Annotated in this window: 18 protein-coding genes; 9 read left to right on the top strand and 9 right to left on the bottom strand. The window is 40.9% G+C overall.

Features of this window, described 5'->3' with window-relative positions; all coding sequences use genetic code 11:
• Positions 1-13 precede the first annotated feature (13 nt).
• Together LCD32_RS04345 and LCD32_RS04350 are read right to left on the bottom strand one after the other, a co-directional pair.
• Positions 14-595 (bottom strand): TerD family protein, encoded by a 582-nt coding sequence (locus LCD32_RS04345; RefSeq protein WP_224562894.1) that lies wholly within the window; start codon positions 593-595, stop codon positions 14-16.
• A 21-nt stretch (positions 596-616) separates the two neighbouring features.
• Positions 617-1,219, bottom strand: coding sequence for a TerD family protein (locus LCD32_RS04350; protein WP_017358594.1), 603 nt, complete (start codon positions 1,217-1,219; stop codon positions 617-619).
• Between the two features lie 417 nt (positions 1,220-1,636).
• On the opposite strand from LCD32_RS04350, the gene LCD32_RS04355 reads away from it, so the two are divergent.
• Together LCD32_RS04355 and LCD32_RS04360 are read left to right on the top strand one after the other, a co-directional pair.
• Positions 1,637-2,629, top strand: coding sequence for an LLM class flavin-dependent oxidoreductase (locus tag LCD32_RS04355; protein ID WP_019743835.1), 993 nt, complete (start codon positions 1,637-1,639; stop codon positions 2,627-2,629).
• Positions 2,630-2,841: 212 nt separating this feature from the next.
• Complete coding sequence (locus LCD32_RS04360) at positions 2,842-3,882, top strand: acyltransferase family protein (protein WP_035703090.1); 1,041 nt, start codon at positions 2,842-2,844, stop codon at positions 3,880-3,882.
• Between the two features lie 19 nt (positions 3,883-3,901).
• Here the strand turns inward: LCD32_RS04360 and LCD32_RS04365 are convergent, their stop codons facing one another.
• Both LCD32_RS04365 and LCD32_RS04370 read right to left on the bottom strand, forming a co-directional pair.
• A complete protein-coding gene (locus LCD32_RS04365; RefSeq protein WP_017366553.1) occupies positions 3,902-4,684 on the bottom strand; it encodes a glucose 1-dehydrogenase in 783 nt (260 codons plus the stop codon).
• A 112-nt stretch (positions 4,685-4,796) separates the two neighbouring features.
• Positions 4,797-5,225: a cell wall hydrolase gene (locus tag LCD32_RS04370; RefSeq protein WP_008342138.1), complete on the bottom strand. Its 429-nt coding sequence runs from the start codon at positions 5,223-5,225 to the stop codon at positions 4,797-4,799.
• Positions 5,226-5,764: 539 nt separating this feature from the next.
• Between LCD32_RS04370 and LCD32_RS04375 the strand changes: the two genes are divergently transcribed.
• A complete protein-coding gene (locus LCD32_RS04375) occupies positions 5,765-6,826 on the top strand; it encodes a DUF4352 domain-containing protein (RefSeq protein ID WP_007498351.1) in 1,062 nt (353 codons plus the stop codon).
• A 30-nt stretch (positions 6,827-6,856) separates the two neighbouring features.
• On the opposite strand, the gene LCD32_RS04380 is transcribed toward LCD32_RS04375, so the two are convergent.
• From LCD32_RS04380 to LCD32_RS04395, 4 genes are all read right to left on the bottom strand, one after another.
• Entirely contained in the window at positions 6,857-7,081 is a 225-nt protein-coding gene (locus LCD32_RS04380) for a hypothetical protein (protein WP_017358598.1), read from the bottom strand.
• A gap of 115 nt (positions 7,082-7,196) precedes the next feature.
• Positions 7,197-7,439 carry a hypothetical protein gene (locus LCD32_RS04385; protein ID WP_224562897.1) on the bottom strand — a complete coding sequence of 81 codons (243 nt, stop codon included), beginning with the start codon at positions 7,437-7,439 and terminating at the stop codon, positions 7,197-7,199.
• Between the two features lie 172 nt (positions 7,440-7,611).
• Positions 7,612-8,793 carry an ABC transporter permease gene (locus tag LCD32_RS04390; RefSeq protein ID WP_050826896.1) on the bottom strand — a complete coding sequence of 394 codons (1,182 nt, stop codon included), beginning with the start codon at positions 8,791-8,793 and terminating at the stop codon, positions 7,612-7,614.
• Complete coding sequence (locus LCD32_RS04395) at positions 8,793-9,533, bottom strand: ATP-binding cassette domain-containing protein (protein ID WP_007498365.1); 741 nt, start codon at positions 9,531-9,533, stop codon at positions 8,793-8,795. The genes LCD32_RS04390 and LCD32_RS04395 overlap by 1 nt, the downstream gene beginning before the upstream one ends.
• A 160-nt stretch (positions 9,534-9,693) precedes the next feature.
• Here LCD32_RS04395 and LCD32_RS04400 point away from each other — a divergent pair, with 160 nt between their 5' ends.
• Both LCD32_RS04400 and LCD32_RS04405 read left to right on the top strand, forming a co-directional pair.
• Positions 9,694-10,395 (top strand): LytR/AlgR family response regulator transcription factor, encoded by a 702-nt coding sequence (locus LCD32_RS04400; RefSeq protein ID WP_007498366.1) that lies wholly within the window; start codon positions 9,694-9,696, stop codon positions 10,393-10,395.
• A gap of 182 nt (positions 10,396-10,577) precedes the next feature.
• Positions 10,578-11,372 (top strand): sensor histidine kinase, encoded by a 795-nt coding sequence (locus tag LCD32_RS04405; RefSeq protein ID WP_224562899.1) that lies wholly within the window; start codon positions 10,578-10,580, stop codon positions 11,370-11,372.
• A gap of 35 nt (positions 11,373-11,407) precedes the next feature.
• Here LCD32_RS04405 and LCD32_RS04410 read toward each other — a convergent pair whose 3' ends face one another.
• Positions 11,408-12,337: an aldo/keto reductase gene (locus LCD32_RS04410; protein ID WP_052320692.1), complete on the bottom strand. Its 930-nt coding sequence runs from the start codon at positions 12,335-12,337 to the stop codon at positions 11,408-11,410.
• Between the two features lie 93 nt (positions 12,338-12,430).
• On the opposite strand from LCD32_RS04410, the gene LCD32_RS04415 reads away from it, so the two are divergent.
• From LCD32_RS04415 to LCD32_RS04430, 4 genes are all read left to right on the top strand, one after another.
• On the top strand, positions 12,431-12,958 hold the full coding sequence (locus LCD32_RS04415) for a DUF1453 domain-containing protein (RefSeq protein ID WP_224562902.1): 528 nt from the start codon (positions 12,431-12,433) through the stop codon (positions 12,956-12,958).
• A 22-nt stretch (positions 12,959-12,980) separates the two neighbouring features.
• Positions 12,981-14,192: a sensor histidine kinase gene (locus tag LCD32_RS04420; RefSeq protein WP_052320694.1), complete on the top strand. Its 1,212-nt coding sequence runs from the start codon at positions 12,981-12,983 to the stop codon at positions 14,190-14,192.
• Positions 14,189-14,845 carry a response regulator gene (locus LCD32_RS04425; protein ID WP_052320695.1) on the top strand — a complete coding sequence of 219 codons (657 nt, stop codon included), beginning with the start codon at positions 14,189-14,191 and terminating at the stop codon, positions 14,843-14,845. The genes LCD32_RS04420 and LCD32_RS04425 overlap by 4 nt, the downstream gene beginning before the upstream one ends.
• A 313-nt stretch (positions 14,846-15,158) precedes the next feature.
• Entirely contained in the window at positions 15,159-16,199 is a 1,041-nt protein-coding gene (locus LCD32_RS04430; protein WP_050826893.1) for a DUF4352 domain-containing protein, read from the top strand.
• Positions 16,200-16,238: the final 39 nt, after the last annotated feature.

Here is a 16,238-nt window from a genome sequence, read left to right on the forward strand (position 1 = left end):
ATGAAAACGGGCGTTACCCGATATCTAAGCCGAAGTCTGTTGCAATGCGGGCAAGTCCGCCTTGATAGCCTGATCCAACAGCTGAGAATTTCCACTCTCCGCCATGACGGTATAATTCACCTACAATAATCGCTGTTTCAATTGAAAAGTCTTCTGCCAAATCATAGCGAATGAGCTCTTCATTTGATGACGCATTTAAAATACGGACGTAAGCGTTAGACACCTGTCCAAAGTTTTGGCTGCGTGCTTCTGCATCATGGATTGTAATGACGAAGGAGATTTTCTCAATACTTGCTGGTACAGTTGAAAGATCAACATTGACCTGCTCGTCATCTCCGTCTCCTTCACCTGTACGGTTATCGCCTGTATGTACGATACTTCCGCCACCGCCAGTTGTTTGATTGTAGAAGACAAAGTCAGATGGAGAGTTTGCTTTCCCTGCTGCATCTAAAAGGAATACGCTTGCGTCTAGATCAAAGTCATGTCCGCCATCATACTTGTTTACATCCCAGCCAAGACCTACGACTACTTTTGTTAAACCTGGATTCGTTTTTGTTAAATCAATTTTTTGACCTTTCGCTAAAGAAATTCCCACTAGGAACCTCTCCCTTCTAAATTAAATGTAGTTTCTCGTAATATCGGCAAGCTTCGCATCGTTTGTACCATTTCCTACAGCTGCAAACTTCCACTCATTCTCGTGGCGATAAAGCTCTCCAACGATTAATGATGTTTTACCTGCATATTCATCTTTCAAATTATATTTCACTAATTCTTGATTGTTTGAACGGTCAACAATTCGGATGTAAGCATTTTGAATCATACCAAAGTGTTGGTTTCTTCTAAGTGCATCATAAATGTTCACAACGAACACCAATTTATTCACATTGCCTGGTACCTTGCTTAAGTTGACGAGGACTTGTTCATCATCTCCGTCTCCTTCACCTGTCAGGTTGTCACCTGTGTGCTCAACACTGCCGCATTTGCTTTTCAAGTTACCAAAGTAAATCAAATCTTTATTTTCAACAAACTTATCATTTTTCAGCATCAGCACTGAAGCGTCACAATCAATATCAGCGCCGCCTCCGCCGCCAAACAGCTTTCCAAGAAAACCGCCACCTTGTGACACAGGGTCCCAGCCAAGTCCAACTAGAATATTGGTTAGTCCTGCTTTTCCTTTTGTTAAATCAATACGTTGACCTTTTTCTAATGTAATCGCCAAATCAATCACTCCTCCAGCATAATAAAAATCTATTTATTAAGCGATGGACCCTATTAAAATCATCATACATGAAAATTCGACAAAATTCATGAAATGACATTGGAGCCTCTTACTCTTTTTTCTATTTACTAGTATATACGATCTATGTATAAAAGAGGTTTCAATATGATGATATTTTTTTAAAGAAAGATCCATGGCAAAAATGATTCATGTCGTAAAAGAAGTGTTTCATGTGAAACATTGTCGAATGTTCCCGTTACACAGCCTCTCGCTTAAAAACAGGGCGCGCATCCACTTCATATGTTGATATAGAAAATTCATGTACATAGCTGTGATAAACCCTTTCATTTCCTTCCGTTCATGACTTTCTTTATACTTATGAATAGAATTCAACGTATTGATGAAAGGGTGTTGATGATGCCATCACTTCATATATTAGATCAAGTCGCCATCCCTAAAGGCCAGTCCGCACAAGAAACATTGGTTCATACGACAGAGCTGGCCAAGCTTGCGGAAACACTAGGGTATGAGCGGTATTGGTTTGCTGAACACCACAGCACGAGAGGACTCGCGAGTACAGCGCCTGAAATATTAATGGCACATATTGCTTCACACACATCGACATTGCGCACAGGCTCTGGGGGGATTTTACTCCCGCAGTACAGCCCTTTTAAAGTAGCAGAAGTCACCCGCCAGCTTGAAGCCCTTTACCCTGGGCGGATTGAGATCGGGGTTGGTAAATCCCCAGGCGGAATTGAACGGACGAGACTCGCTTTGACAGACGGCGTGAAGAAAGAACTGTCTCAATTTGACCGCCAGTTGGAGGACCTTCTTTTTTACTTATCTGACAGCCTGCCTTCTGGTCATCGGCATGCAGGAGTGAAAGCGGCTCCGCTCATTGATTCTTATCCGCCAGTCTGGCTGCTTGGACTCGGGGAAAACAGTGCCATCCAGGCGGCATCACTTGGAATCAACTATATTTTCGGACATTTTATTCATCCTGCACGAGGCCGGCAAGCTTTTGAAGCGTATCGGTCACACTTTTCTCCATCCGTTTTCTCACGTCAGCCTCAGTCTATGTTTGCTGTCTTTGTGATCTGCGCAGACACAGACGAGGAAGCAAGCCGCATTGCCACCAGTACAGACTTATGGCTACTTCGGGTTGAAAAAGGGCTGGACAGTCGCGTTCCTTCTATAGAAGAAGCAGAGAACTATCATTACACTGAGCAAGAAAAGAAAAAAGTGTTACAAAACCGCCAGCGAATGATTGTTGGCTCAAAGCAAACAGTGAAAGAACAGCTGCAAATCTTAATGGACCGCTATCAAACAGGCGAGATCATGATATTAAACAATTCATTTGATCCAATGGAAAAGCAGCGTTCCTTTGAACGAATCGCAGAACTATTTTGAAGCCAATCCTTCGTTGGCTTCTTTTTTACATTGTCATAAAAAATGGGAAATGTAACATCGAGATGTCAAAACGCTTCCTTCTGTCATCTGATCGCAAATGTGTCTTCTAATCGTTAGCGAACTGTAAACGCATTGTAGGTGTACCTTTTATATAGTAGAGGTACATATGAAGTAACGGTTTACAATGCTGAGAAGGAAGGAGATGACTGGCCATGAATAAGCGACTCGACTGGGTGGATGCGGCTAAAGGAATCGGCATTCTGCTCGTCGTTATGGCACATGTACCCATTCCTGATTCATTCAAGCAATTTATATACTCATTTCATATGCCACTCTTCTTTTTACTATCAGGTATGATGTTTCGATCATCCTCACAACCTGCTATATCATTTATACAGAAAAAAGCGAAAAGCTTGCTCTTACCTTATCTCTATTTCTCCATTATTACGTACGTTTTCTGGTTCACGGTGACCCGATTTTTCGCCTTTAAGGGGCAAACAGATATTGATCCCTTCGTTCCATTTACGGGAATTTTCATTTCAAATGCCGATGAAGCAAGACTGACGCATAACCCAGCCATCTGGTTTTTAACGACGCTCTTTTTAGTGGAAATGTTGTTTTTCTTAATGCATCGTCTGACAAAAGGAAAACCAGCTGTATTGATGTTACTGACCGTCCTTTGCGGTGGAGCCGGATATGCTTCCACGCTATTGTTAAACCAGAGTCTCCCTTGGAATGCCAACGTTGCGTTAACGGCTGTTGTGTTTTATTCAATTGGATTTTTAGCAAAACAATGGTTTGTGGAATTAAAAACAGATCCTACCCTTCTGTTATGTACAGGTCTGCTTGTACTGACTGCATATATGCAAAGCTTTAATTCACGAATTGATATGCGGGTCAATGACTATGGAGATCTATTCATTTTTTATGCTTGTGCACTGCTCGGTTCAGCTGCTGTCATTTATTTAAGCTTCAAATTGAAAACGTCCACGATATTGACGTATCTCGGACGTCATTCCATTGTGATTCTCGTCCTGCAATTTGCCGGTATCGATATCATGAAGGCATTTGTTTATTACGGACTAGGCATCAATATCTCTGATACAGCGCAGCTTTCTTGGACGCTCTTTTATACGATCGGTACATTGCTGCTCATGGTGCCATGTATCTCTTTCTTGAGCAAGTATCCTATGCTGCTCGGCAAACCAGCAAAGTCAGCACACCGCTACAAAGAAAAAACATCCGCCGGCTAATGGGGCGGATGTTTTTCTATTATTCATCATTTAATTGAGAAGGATAAAGCGTCATTCCTCCATCAACAAATAATGTAGTACCTGTAATATAGGCCGCTTCTTTCGATACGAGAAATGCAGCGGCGGACCCAATCTCTTTCGGATCGCCAAACGTTCTCATTGGAATTTTCTCAAGCTGCTTTTGTTTTTTTTGTTCATCTTGAAGGTCGTCATTTGATTCCGTTGCCATTGTACCTGGTGCAATCGCATTGACCCGAATACCCGCTTCGGCATAATCAAGAGCCAGCGTCTTCGTCATCATATTCATTCCTCCTTTAGAAGTAGAGTAATGAACATTGAACGGACGCGGGATCTCTTGATGGACACTGGATATATTCAAGATGGATCCTTTCACATCATGTTCCATCATATAGGCAATCGCTGCCTTTGCTCCTAAAAATGAGCCTGTGATATTCACATCAATGACCTTTTGCCATTGTTCCAACGTCATTTCATGCGGCATTGCTTCTTCACCATTAAATCCCGAATTATTGACGAACACGTCTAGTGCGTTAAAATTCTCCAGCGCGGCATCCATTAACGCCTGAATTCCTTCCTCTTTGGAGACATCTGCGTGTACTTTCACCGCCCTACCTCCATGCTGCTGGATGGCTTGTACTGTTTCTTCAGCACCCTCTTCATCACCTTTATAATTCACAACCACGTTCATTTGTTCTTGTCCAAACCTCAATGCGATGGCTTGTCCTATGCCTTTAGAAGAACCTGTCACAATGGCTGTTTTCCCTTTTAAGTCTTGATACATTCTCATTTCCTCCAATCACGTGCTTCATCTTGTTGATACACAATGGTTACCCATTTTGAAAAAAAGAAAAACACAATCCTCTTGAATACAAAGGATTGTGCTGTTCATCAAACTAAAAGGTGTTATAAACATTCTCACATGTTTCAGCTGTGGGCTGGTAAAAGCAATGTGACTTATACCTTGCCACAAACGGCTGATTGTACCAAGTGGATGGACAATTTCCAGGCGGTTTAAAATACCAAAGACTGAATTTCGCAGGCCAAAATCGTTCACCATTAATGTTCCTCCGTGCAAGTGTCTTTTCACTTTCTCGTGCTCGCTGATAAAAATAGCCATGCGTGACCGCCTCAAACGCATGCTCCTGATAAATCATTTGTGGAATCGTACGCAGCCCTTTAAAGTCAGAACAGTTGGCACGCAAACGATTGATGCCTACATTTCCTACAAGCAGCATCCCTTGTTTCCCTTCACCTTCCGCTTCGGCTCTCAGCAGTCTGGCCATTAAATCAATATCAGAGCTTGTCGCTCTTACCACTGCCATACATCCACCTCCCATTCATTTCTCTTTTATTTTATGTAGGGTTTCTGTGTAGATGACTGCCATTTTGAAGGGAAAAGACACATTCCGTGTCGAGAGCCTGTCTAAATACCTCAACATTTCGCTGGACAAGTGTCTCTATGTCAACAACACACAAACCTAGTGATCATACACATCACAGGAAAAAATATTCATTACTAACGACTCATTTACAAGTCATAAAAATCCTTCTATTTGCTACATCTTCTTCAAAAACAGTCATTTGAACCTATTCAATAATCCGACTCAAAACCTTAAAATATAAAATGTTGAGTTTTTACAGGAGATTTCAAACAATAAAATACACATTTCTCCTCTCAACATAGTGTCATTTTTACTACTTGAAGTGGATGAACCTTTCGAACGCACTGAGGTATTGACAGTACTTTCGCTTCATTCTACAGTAAAAAACATACAGTATTTTTCTTTTTGTGCAAAAAGAACGATATGAACTAAAGCTTTCCAATGAAATTCACCATAAAACCCGAGGAGGAAAACATCTCATGTTTAAAAAGAAATTATCCCTGTTTCTTCTGATTTTGTGTGTAACTGTTGTCGCTGCTGCTTGTAGTGGTGGAAAAGACAAAACTGCTGCGAAAGAAAGCGATACAAAAAAATCCCTTGATGCAGCTGAAGTAAAAGTAGAAAGTGCTGAGTACACTTTACCACCTCAATACGATACATCTGTTCAGGATGATCAATATGTCCTAAAAGTGAATGTATCTGTAAAAAACATCAGCAAAGAACCATTGAATGTGGATAAAAGCAACTTTACGCTTTACCAAGATGACGCTCAGGTGTCTACCATCTCTCCTGATGACTACAACGAAGTATTATCTTCAAGCTCTCTAAATGCAGGTAAAGTATCAAAAGGTGGTCTTTTCTTTGTGGTTGATAAAGAAAAAGACTATCAATTGGTTTACACAGAGCCTGGTTCTGGATCGAAAAAAGATGACAAAACACTAGAATTCGATATTAAAGGAAAAGACTTGATGAAAAAGGCAGATACACTTCAAGCGTCTGCAAAAGCCCTTTCTTCTTATATTGATGTCATGATTTTTGGTAAGAAAAATGACGATTTCGAAAAACTAACAGGTGATAACAAATCAACTGTCGTAAACGAATTTGATAAATCATTCAAACAAGGCTATATTTCTTCTTCTGGTATTTCATCTAGCTCAGCAAAAGACGAAAACCTTGATAAGCTTCTAAAAGCTGTGAAAGAAACATTAGCTGAAAAATCAAAAGTATCAACGAAAACAAAATCAATCAGCGGTGATAAAGCTGTCGTGACTGTGACACTTACACCAATTGATGCAAGCCCGCTTGTCGATCGTTTAAAAGAAAAAGCAACTGAATTCTACAGCAAAAACCGTACAGCATCTTATGATGATGCACAGAAATATCTACTTTCTATCTATCCAGATGAATTTAAAAAATTAGGACCATCATCTTCTGAAGAAACAGTAGAAGTGAACATGAAGAAAAACGATATCGACCAATGGAAACTTGATTTGAACGACTACAAAACAAGCTCATTGGTTGAAAAGTTCATCAAGAACTAAAGAAAAACCCCCGGTTCCCGGGGGTTTTCTTTAGTCTTTTTTCGATTGATGTCTATATTTGATTCCGACATACAAGCAAGTAAGGAAGAAAATGGTGACCCACACCCACAAGACATTCACCATCAATAATGTGGTGGCTACTACGATCAAAATTGTGAGATCTAGTTTTTTTTCTAGTTTTTTATGGGTGAGAACGAAAATGATTAGTAGAAAAGCGATGAAACAGGTGATTCCATAACTGAAAGCTGCGGGCAATTTTCGCACCTCCTTATTACAAGGCCTATACTGACAAAAGGATACAACATACTATGAAGATGAATTCCCCTTTTCAGCATCATATCCTTTTATGATGTCAATCGGATCAACTGCATCATCTTCTTGTATGTATTCCTCTAGGAGTGATTAATTTCTCGAAACTTTGCTCATCGCCTTCATAGTCAGATGGGAATAAATGTGCAACAGAACTACCTGTTTCTAAAGCTCTATCAATTGCATTTCTCAATTCTATCAGTCCTTTTTTATTCCCTAAAATGAAAGCTTCAAAATGATGTGTTTGCTGAGCATATATATTACATAACCCCAAAACATCATCATCTTCTAATTGATCACTCATATACAAAACCCCTTTTAAGTGAAATGAAGTCAATTTTACACGACTGAGCATTTTTATTCTATCACCTCATTCACATTGTGATCCCTTTTTTATCACTCACTTAAACATACAAAACAAAAAACTTGTAGAAAAAATCTACAAGTTCTTCATTTCTATCAATGAAATGTTCTTTCTATTTCGCAAGCATCCATTTCTCTTTCATAAACAAACTTCTCACGATGACAAACAAGATCATCACTGTCAGCGCCGAGGAGCCGAGCGTCAGGCCAATCGACATTGGGTCAACGATGCCAAACATCAATTGCTTGCATAGTGCGTGAATATTAAGGAATGGGATCGCAAAGTAATACGTATCTAGCTGCATAGCGCCTGCTCTCATGGTGAAAAACATCGGAATCACACCTAGTGTAATGATCATGGACATGTACGATTGTGCTTCTTTCACTGAGCTTGAAACGACACTGAGCAGCAGTTCAATCATGGATACCATGAATGAGAAAATAATTAATGCCGCAAACATAACACCGATGATGCTCCACACTTGATCTCCGAAGTTCAGCGCTTGTTTCAGCTTTTCTGTAAAGAGCAATGTAGAGAGCAGCAGCATACCAATCGCCACAATGCCACTTAATATACCAAACATAGAAACAGCTAGCCATTTTCCAATCAAAAGCTGAAGTCTGCTGGCCGGTGTCAGGAATAAAGCTTCAATTGACTTTCTATCCTTTTCACCTGCTACGATATCAAGAGCAGCTGGCAAAGCACCTGAGATCACGGACGTCACTAAAATCATTGGAAGGAGAATCGACAGCAGCATGGTGGTCACACCGTTTTCTCCGTCCCCGTCCTCTCCTTCTTGCACATCAACCGATTGCACCTCAAATGGATGAATCACTGACGATTTGATCTGATCCTGTGCCAAACGCTTTTCTACGACTTGGTTTTGATACTGTTCAAGCAATGATTGCAGCATTTGAACCGCAATCACGGAATCATCATCTGTTGGATACCCATGGACTTTAATGGCAAACGATGTTTGATGCTGAAGCATATCGCCTGCATCTTTTGGCATTTCTAGATAAGCATTTGCCTCACCGTCTTTAACGGCTTGCTGCGGGTCATCAAATGTTTCAAGTTTCAGGTTTTTCACTTCTTTGATCATGTCATTCATATCGGACGGAAGCTTTTCATTGATTGCGACTGTATACGTTTTATCGCCTGGATCAGCGATCATGCTTTCGTAGAAAAACACGAGTCCGAGCATTGTCAAAAGAGGGATCAACACTGTTAAGAGCAACGTTTTCCTGTCTCTGAGCGAATCTGTCATTTCTTTTAAAAAGACGGTTTTCCACATTATGCATTCCCCCTTGCGAGCTTCGACATAAAGATGTAATTCAAGTCTTCACTTTGTTCCTGTGCATATAATTCTGGAAGCGTTCCTTTGTACACGAGCTCCCCTTGATGAATCATCATGACACTGTCACAAAGCAGGCTGACTTCTTCCATGATGTGGCTTGAAAATAGAATCGTTTTATTTTGCTGTTTCAACTGATGAATAAACTCTCTGAAAATATTACTCGATGTGATATCTAAACCTGTTGTCGGTTCGTCAAACAAAATAATGTCAGGGTCATGAATCAATGTTCTGGCAATCGCCACCTTTTGTTTCATCCCTCTTGAAAATCCTTTTACCTTGCGATCCATGTACTGCCTCATCCCGAAGCGCTTTGCTAAATCCTCAATTCTTGCTTTGATTTCATGCTGATCTAAGCCATATAATTTCCCAAAGTATTCAAGGTTTTCACGAGCCGTCAAACGGTCATAAAGTCCCGTCTCACCGCCAAACAAGACCCCAATTCGCTTCTTCACTTCAGTTGCTTCTTTGACTGTATCAAAGCCTGCAACATTGACTGTTCCATGAGTAGGCTCCAATAATGTCGCAACGGCGCGTAATAATGTGGTTTTCCCCGCACCATTTTCTCCTAAGATGCCGACAACTTCTCCTTCCTTCACGGAGAACGTCATATGTTTCATCGCCTTTACGACTTTTTTCTTATCTGTAAACCAGCAACTACAATCGCTGAGAGTAATCATTTGATTCGCCCCTTTCGACTATCTACGTCTATGATAGAAAAAATACCGCCTGTCTGACATAAAAATGTCGCGAAACGTCCTTTTTCTGTCTTGAAATGATCCATTTTAAAAAACAAATGGTAAAATAGACAAATAATAAGAAGAGTCATAGGTGATTTTTATGATAAAAGTAGGTCTTGTCGATGATTACCGAGTGGATTTAGAAAAGCTGCATGCCATTGTCGGCAGAATGGATGCCGTTGACATCGTTTTTGTGACGCAGTCAGCGGAGGATGCATATGAGAAGGTCAAACAGGGCGACATTGATCTATTGTTTGCAGACATTGAGATGCCTGGCATGTCAGGCTATGAATTAGCAGACCTTATTCACTCTCATGCACTGAATGTAGATGTTGTATTTGTGACAGGAAACAGTGGGTATGCTGTCCATGCCTTTGATTTGAATGTCCATGATTATATTATGAAGCCTTATCAAGCTGATCGAATCGCCAAATCCTTAGAGCGCTACATGTCCACCAAGCAGGAGAAAAGCATTCACGGACGGCTTCTCATCAAGCAGCAATCAGATATCCATGTACTGCAAAAAAAGGATGTCATCTTTGTTGAACGTACTGGCAGGTCGACGACCATTGTCACAACAACAGGAGATATTCAAACATACCAAACTCTCAACGAGTTAAAAGGTGATTTAGCTGAGAAAGACTTTATCCGCTCCCACCGCTCGTTTATCATCAATATTCATTACATCAAGAACTTTTCGGCGTATGCCAAAAATTCATTTATCGTGTCTTTTGAAGGGACTGATAAAAAAGCCATGATGACGAAGCAGCAATTAGAATATTTTAAGAAATACTACTTTTAAGGAGAACGAACGTGAACGCTTTCTATCTTGGATTTCGCATATATACGCTCATCTGGCTGGGTCTTGCAGTTCATGCTGCTGCTAACGCTGTTCTGCCTTTGTCATCAAGCATGGTGTGGCTTCTGACCTTTTGCATCTTGTGCCTTTACACCTTTTTCATTTACAAAAGGTTTTGGCTAGTTATGAGTGGTTACATGATATTAGGCGCTTTTGTGCTCATCACCTGTTCAGGCATTTCACTTTTTCTCACGCACGGAAATGGACTAAGCCATCTTCTAACTGTCCTCATCATTTTGACAGTCGATCTCCTTTCCTTCAAGGTGATGCAAACAGAGCAACGATTAAATGGACGGCTTCAAGAGCTGATTCATGCTGAGTCGAGAACCAATGACTTGCTGCTTGAGCTGCGAAGTAAACACCATGAAACAGCTAGACATTTAAATGCCTTTTCCGCATCGAATGACGAGCATGAGATCAAAGATTTGATTCAGCAATATGTGAAACATTTCCCTTGGATCAAAGGGGAAAATGCTTATTTGGCCTCAACCCTTCATTCCTTTTTCCAGCGGGCTGAAAAAGAGGAGATTGCCCTTTCACTAGATCTTCAAGCACCCTTTTCTTCTCTGCCTTTTTCTAAGGCGGATCAGGTGAGTTTTACTGGCAACCTGCTTGATAACGCATTAGATGCAGCCATTGAAGCGAAGCAAGCTGGGAACGAAGGAAGCATCTCGGTCACGACTTCCATACGGAGCGGGCTCTTTTTGATTCATTGTGAAAACAGTACGAAGGGAATGGAAAAACACGTATTAGATCATCTGTTCAAGACGTTTGGCCGCTCGACAAAAGGCGGTGATCATCAAGGTATGGGTACTTATATCATTCATCACCTTGTTGAAAAGGCAGACGGCACGCTTGATTTTACGTATCGTTCTCCAAACCTGAGGCTCGTGATCAAGATTCCTCTCACAATGGCATAAAAAATAAGGTGCTGCTTGGCACCTTATTTTTTATATTATGAAAAGATCTGATCGATTTCGTTGATTTCTTCTTTTGTTAACTGAACATCGTTTGTTTTCAAGTTTTGTAAGACTTGCTCGGCTCGTTTTGCACCAGGAATTATGGCATCAATGCCCTCCTGCGCCAATAGCCACGCCAGCGCTACATGAGCTGTTTCGGCATGTTTTGATTGCGCAATGGCCTTCAGCTTGTCTACTTTTTCGAGGTTTTGAAGGAAAGCATCGCCTTGGAAAAGCGGGTCCTTTGCTCGAATATCATCAAATGTCGCATCCTTTGTAAACTTCCCGGTCAACAGGCCTGACGCCAATGGAAAATAAGGGATAAAGGAAATCCCATGCTCCACGCAGTATGGGAGAAGGTCTTGTTCTGCCTGACGTTTTAGCAGAGAATACTCTGATTGAAGCACGTCTAAGTATCCATCTCGATTAAAGGTTTGAAGCTGTTCAAAATCAAGGTTTGATGCCCCAATTGCCCGGATTTTCCCCTCATCCTTCAATTCCTTTAAAGTACCTGCCACTTCATCCAACGGCGTGCGGCCGTCTGGGAAATGCATATAGTACAAATCAATATAATCGGTTTGGAGCCTCTTCAGGCTGTCTTCGACCTGCTGTCTTAAGAATTCACGGCTATTATCCAGTTCAATTTGCCCGTTTACCTCTTTATGAGCCCCTTTTGTCGCAAGAACCAGTTCTTTTCTGCCGCCTCTTTTGGCAATGATCTCGCCAATCAATTCTTCTGAACGGCCCAGCCCATAAATAAAAGCAGAATCTAAGAAATTGACACCATGATCAAGAGCAGTTTCTACTAGCTCCCGCCCTGCATCTTCACTCAGATTCGGGAATAAATTATGCCCGCCTACTGCATTTGTTCCAAGCCCTATCGGATTCACCTGTAAATCAGTTCGTCCAAGCGTTACTTTTTTCAAAAGCTCATCTCCCTTATCTGCTTAATCATCCTTATTTTCCCATGAATCATTTTCAACATTCAAGTATTCTGCTTTCTTAAAATCAATCTGGAGGTGGACGATTTGAAAGAAAAAGATTCGTATGATGAAGATACACTTAAACGAAAAGAGGTTCTTCACATGACCATTCAAATTGTGATCATCATCGTCATTCTACTTTTAAGGTCAGGCAAGGAAAAAGAAGTTCGTCCAATCAAACTTCTGATAGGTCCGATGATTTTATTAGCTGTTCTTTCTTATTCATTCATGCAGCATGTGCAAATCACTGCTACGGGCCTGCTCGTAATGGCAGTCTTTGTACTTGTAGGTTTTGCAATCGGGCTATGGAGAGGTACACTATATAAAGTAACATTTGATCGTCAGTCAGGGCGTATTACTGCCGCAAGCTCTCTCTATGGAACCCTTTTTTTCATTGGGGTTATCCTGATACGTATGGCAGTTGGCTCATTTGTTCAAGACGGCGTTCATTCGCTGATGATCTTCGCAAATGGCCTGACATTACTGCCAGTCGGAAGCATGATTGGATTGCGGTTCATCCTTTTTAAAAAATATATGGCCCTCAAAGCATCTGCAGCCATTTAACTGACAGACAGGAGTTTTACACATGAATCTTCAGAAGCCACTCGAGCTTTTAGGTCAAATGAGACGAAAAGTAGTGTTAGGTCTTGTGTTGACGTATATGTATATTCAAATGTACGAGCCACTTTCTATAGGCGAATTGGTGTTTCGCACCTTCGCCTATTTGGTGTTTCTTCTTTGTCTTTTTCCAAAAAACAAGCTGGCACCTAAAAAGCAATTTTCCATGCTCTTCTTGATGTGGATACTGACACATCTCCTTTGGGTCGTCACAGGACATCTGCAAGACAGTATCGGGCTCACCTTTTTTATGATTGGTTTTATTGCTTTTCGTTTTTCAGAGGCACATCATCCCTATTTATTCGGACTGATCTTTCTCACCAGTGGTGTAAGTTACTACGTGAATGGGCTTTCTTGGAGCATGATCATCACCCTTCCAATATTCCAGCTGCTTGTGTATACCATTGTCTTGATCTCTAGAATGCGGCGGCGGGAACAAGAATTAAAGGAAGAACACTTCGGAGAACTTCAGCTAGTTCACCGTGAATTGTCAGACGCACATGAGAAATTGAAACAGGCTCATATCGAACTGGAAGAAGCGACGGTTCAGTCATTGCAATTTGCTGTGCTGGAAGAGCGAAGCAGAATTGCACGGGATTTGCATGACAGCATCGGCCACCAATTAACGTCTATGATTGTGCAGCTTCAATCTCTGCCCTACCGCTTAAAACAAGAAAAACCTGAACAGATGGCTCAAACATTTGATGAACTGATCTCCATTTCTAAAAACTGTCTCACCGAGGTCCGTTCCGTTGTTCATCATATGGCGTCAGATGATGCAGGACTTGGTCTTGCAGGACTCCGCAGCTTAGTGAAACAAGGAGAAATGACTGGAGAGCTTGAGCTTCACTTTTATACCGATCAGCTCACATATAAAAAATGGCCGCTCGCTATATCTGAACTGTTCTATCGTGTTTTGCAAGAAGCGATCACCAATACAATTCGGCATGCGCAAGCGACCACGATGAGTATTACATTATGTAATGATGATAAAGAGCTCATCATGCACATTGAAGATGATGGATATGTAAACGGCGGCAGCATATCATACGGGTTTGGCCTGTCAGGTATGAAAGCCCGCTGTGAGGCAGCAGGGGGAACTCTCAAGACCTCCATTCGTGATCCACATGGCTTCTCTATACTTGTTCAAATCCCAATCAAGGAGGATACCCTATTATGAAAAACCCTATTTCAATTGGCATAATTGATGATCAACCGCTGATTCGCCAAGGATTTCGTTATATTGCAAGTGCTCAAGAGGATATTGAGGTTATATGGGAAGCGGCAGACGGTCAGGAAGCAGTGGACCTTTGTGCTAGCAGCAAACCGGATGTCCTGCTGATGGATGTCCAAATGCCTATAATGGATGGTATCACAGCAACAGAGCACATTTTAAGTCAGCAGCCTGATATCAAAGTTGTCATTCTGACGACCTTTGATACAGAAGAATATGTCTTTGACGGAATCCGTGCAGGAGCAGTCGGTTATTTACTAAAGGACACATCGCCGGAGGACTTAATTGATGCCATTCGAACGGCTTTTGCTGGCGAATCTGTGTTTAAAACGGCAGCCTCCGAGCATATGATGGCCCAAGCCCTTCATCAGGCAAATGATCGGCACCACACTCATTTTCTTCAAGAATCTTTTACAGAACGGGAACGTGACGTCCTGCAGCAAATGGCTTATGGCTTAAAGAATGAAGACATTGCTGATCAGTTATTTATTAGTGTAAGTACGGTAAAAACACATGTTCATCGCATTTTGCAGAAATTAAATGCACAAGATCGGACACAAGCTGTCGTCTTCGCTATTCGTCATCGCCTTGTGAAATAAAAAATACCTCCACTTCAAGAATTTTATACAAAAAACATTTAAAACCCATGATAAATAGATAAATTAATTCTTATTAACTAGTATATTTTACTTATTAAATTCCGTTTTTTATAGGTATTTGTGTAAAAATCTATTAAAGATAGGGACTAAAACCTATTCCTCATCACGAATGAAATTCGATAGAATGAATAGTGCAAATCGTCATTAGGAGATTTTCCCCTTTAACACCCGAATATACCATTCTATCTGTTTCTTTTTTCTTAGTCAGATAGCGGGAAGAAAATGACGAAAGAAAAGCAAAGGAGCATCAACTGTGAATCTTAAAAAAATAAGTGCACTCCTCATGATTTCATTCGTGATGATCATCTCTGCAGCCTGCCAGAGCTCAGCAAAATCAACAAAGGCTGACCAAAAATCAACAAAAACAGCAGAGGTAAAAGTGAATAGCTACGAATATACGTTACCAGAAGACTCAACAACTACCCTGCGGGACAATGAATTGGTGTTAAAAGTCAACCTGACGATCACGAACAAAGGTGACAAAGCCCTTTCATTATATAACTCTGATTTCACCCTTTATCAGGACGATGCCAAAGTCTCTGATTTAAAATTCTACGGCAGTAAAGACCGCCTTGATCTTGGGTCATTGAACAAAGGGAAATCACTATCAGGAGCTCTTTATTTCCTAGTAGATAAAGGCAAAAAATATCAGTTCGTGTACCAAGATAGCATCAAGAAAAACAGCGATTCGATCGAAATTGAACTAGATGGCGAAAAGATACTGGATACAGCGAAAAAGCTAGATAACCCAGCAAAAGCACTATCTGCTTATACAGATATCATTGTTTTTGACAAAAAGAATGATCAATTCTCAGAATTAACAGGTGACAATCAATCAGATGTCGTTAATAAATATCACGAAATGTTTGTGAAAGACTTCAAGAGAAGTGCAGGCATATACGGAAACGAAGTCAGTGACCGCGATATTTTATCCATGTACAAACGCATGCAACATACAATGAAGGATAAAGCGAAAGTGGAAACAAGTGTGAAAACCATCTCAGATGACGAAGCGAAAGTTGTCGCTCAAGTAACCGGTATTGATGCTTCTAACTTAAAAGACAAACTAGACAAACAAAGAGATGAGTTTTACAACGGCAAAATCCGTTCGAAAGAAGAATTGTATAAGAAAAGCTTGAATATGTACGCATCTGAGTTTGAAAAGCTTCCTCCAGTCTCAAGCCCTGCTGAGTATGAAGTGAAAATGAAACGTAACGGAGATGGTCAGTGGAAAATTGACCTCAATGATTATAATACAGAGCAATACATGAGTGGTTTTATTAAAACAAGATGATGAAAAAAAGACGCTGGCTCCTTGAAAGGTGCCGCGTCT

It is taken from the genome of Bacillus sp. RSS_NA_20 (assembly GCF_020165915.1).
GTDB classification, from domain to species: domain Bacteria; phylum Bacillota; class Bacilli; order Bacillales; family Bacillaceae; genus Bacillus; species Bacillus altitudinis.

Excerpts from the sequence above, each read along its gene's own strand:
- LCD32_RS04405 (WP_224562899.1), top strand. The coding sequence starts at position 10,578 with ATGAGTGGTTACATGATATTAGGCGCTTTTGTGCTCATCACCTGTTCA.
- LCD32_RS04375 (WP_007498351.1), top strand. The coding sequence starts at position 5,765 with ATGTTTAAAAAGAAATTATCCCTGTTTCTTCTGATTTTGTGTGTAACT.
- LCD32_RS04365 (WP_017366553.1), bottom strand. The coding sequence starts at position 4,684 with ATGTATCAAGACTTAAAAGGGAAAACAGCCATTGTGACAGGTTCTTCT.
- LCD32_RS04385 (WP_224562897.1), bottom strand. The coding sequence starts at position 7,439 with ATGAGTGATCAATTAGAAGATGATGATGTTTTGGGGTTATGTAATATA.
- LCD32_RS04360 (WP_035703090.1), top strand. The coding sequence starts at position 2,842 with ATGAATAAGCGACTCGACTGGGTGGATGCGGCTAAAGGAATCGGCATT.
- LCD32_RS04390 (WP_050826896.1), bottom strand. The coding sequence starts at position 8,793 with ATGTGGAAAACCGTCTTTTTAAAAGAAATGACAGATTCGCTCAGAGAC.
- LCD32_RS04420 (WP_052320694.1), top strand. The coding sequence starts at position 12,981 with ATGAATCTTCAGAAGCCACTCGAGCTTTTAGGTCAAATGAGACGAAAA.
- LCD32_RS04370 (WP_008342138.1), bottom strand. The coding sequence starts at position 5,225 with ATGGCAGTGGTAAGAGCGACAAGCTCTGATATTGATTTAATGGCCAGA.
- LCD32_RS04400 (WP_007498366.1), top strand. The coding sequence starts at position 9,694 with ATGATAAAAGTAGGTCTTGTCGATGATTACCGAGTGGATTTAGAAAAG.
- LCD32_RS04395 (WP_007498365.1), bottom strand. The coding sequence starts at position 9,533 with ATGATTACTCTCAGCGATTGTAGTTGCTGGTTTACAGATAAGAAAAAA.
- LCD32_RS04425 (WP_052320695.1), top strand. The coding sequence starts at position 14,189 with ATGAAAAACCCTATTTCAATTGGCATAATTGATGATCAACCGCTGATT.
- LCD32_RS04355 (WP_019743835.1), top strand. The coding sequence starts at position 1,637 with ATGCCATCACTTCATATATTAGATCAAGTCGCCATCCCTAAAGGCCAG.